Raw genomic sequence first — 1,829 nt, forward strand, 5'->3', positions numbered from 1 at the left:
CCCTCCACCCCGACCAGCACATCGCCGTACCCGTCCCCGGTGACATCCGCCCCCGACACCGCCGACCCGAACTTGTCCTCGGCCTCGGTCGAGCCGCCCACGTCCGGCGCGTCCTGCGACAACGCCACCGACCCCGCACCACTCACCCCGGCAGCCGCCCCCTTCAGCAGCCACACCGACCCCGCGTTGCCCTGGTTCTTCCCGGCCCGGGTGATGTCCTCGCCCGGCGCCCCGGTCAGCACGTCGGCGTACCCGTCGGCGTCGACATCGCCGACGGACACCGAGGAACCGAAGCCGTCCGAGGTCTCGGAGGCACCCTCCACCCCCGCCGTGGCCTGGTGGACCGTCCTTGTCCCCGTCGAGCCGAGTCCGGTGGACGTGCCGGGGACCACGGTCACCTGGCCGCCCGCGTTGCCGCCGGACTCGGAGGCGTACGGCTGTCCGACGACGAGGTCGTCGTAGCCGTCGCCGTCGACGTCGCCCGCCGTGACGGCGCGGCCGCCCTTCACGGTCAGGGTCGCGGCCTTCGTCAGCCCCAGCGACCGGGAGCCCTTGAACCAGACGAGCCTGCCGACGCCGGACGCGTCACGGTAGTTGAGGGCCACGTCGGCGTAGCCGTCCCGGTTGAAGTCGCCGGTCGCGGCGTCCGCGTACGCCAGTGAACCGGTCGCCGTGGTGAGGTCCCCGGCGACCTCGTGGCCGTCGCCGAAGCGCGCAGCCCAGTTGCCGCCCGTACCGGTCGCGGCGGTGAACACGTCCGCCCTGCCGTCCGCGTTGAAGTCCCCGGTCGCCACGGTCGCCCCGAACCGCGCGCCGGCCGGCTCGTAGTCGTCGCCGAGGGCCATGGTGTCGGCGTCGGCGGTGAACGACGGCCCGTAGAGGATCGTCACCGCGCCCCGGTCCGCGTGCCCGGTGGTGTCGTCCTCCCCCGGCGCTCCGACCACGAGGTCGGCGTACCCGTCGCCGTCGACGTCGCCCCACGCGGTCGCCGCGCCCCACTGGTCCCCGGATTCGGCGGCGCCCGGCACGCCCGCGCTCGCCTGGTTCAGACGGAGCCTGGCGGTCGGGGCGGGCCCGCTCGCACCGCCCGGCACGAGGGTGACCCAGCCGCTGCCGGTCCGGGGGGTCGGCGCGACCAGGTCGCTCACGCCGTCGCCCGTGTAGTCGGCGGTCGGTATCGCGGAAGCGCGGGCCGGGGAGGCGGCGTAGTGGCGTATCTCGGGGAGTTCGGCGTAGAGACCGGCTCCCGGGGAGGTGAGGGTCGCCGCGTCGCTGCCGCCGGATATGACGCCCAGCTCCGCAGACTCGCCGCGTGTGTACCTGCCGGTGTCCTCGGACGCCGTCAGCGTCACCTTGCCCGTGGGGTCGCCCGCGTACTGGCCCAGCTTCCACGCCGCCAGCCGTGCCACGGACTCCACGGCGGCCCGGCTCGGCCCACCGCCGCCGTCGAAGTCGCCGAGGACCGCGACGCCCGTCGACTCCCCGTCGAACCCGGGCGTGTGGGCGCCGCGCACCGAAAGATCCGTGCCGCCCGCCCGGCCCTCGTAGATACGGCCGCACTTGTCGACGACGAAGTTGTAGCCGAGGTCGCTCCGGCCCGCCGCCTGGATGTCGTCCGCCATGAGCGCGCGGATCAGGGCGGGCGACTCGGCGCAGCTGTAGGCGTTGGTGCCGCCCGTGTCGTGGACGAACACCGCGCTGATCCGGTCGTTGTACTCCGGCGTCCCCGTCACGGCCGACTCGTCCGCGCCCCACGCGGCCCGGCTGACGATCGGGGGGCGGGTGACGGTCGAGGGGCGCGGACGAGTCGGCCGTGACGGGGACGCCGG

At 74.9% G+C, this 1,829-nt stretch carries 1 protein-coding gene; it reads right to left on the minus strand.

Annotated features, from left to right (window positions below; all coding sequences use genetic code 11):
* Positions 1-1,733, minus strand: a 1,733-nt coding sequence (locus P1P70_RS44190) for an FG-GAP-like repeat-containing protein (protein WP_319248078.1), incomplete at its 3' end; no start/stop codon positions are given.
* Positions 1,734-1,829 lie beyond the last annotated feature (96 nt).

It is taken from the genome of Streptomyces sp. MB09-02B (assembly GCF_033794485.1).
Classification (GTDB): Bacteria; Actinomycetota; Actinomycetes; order Streptomycetales; family Streptomycetaceae; genus Streptomyces.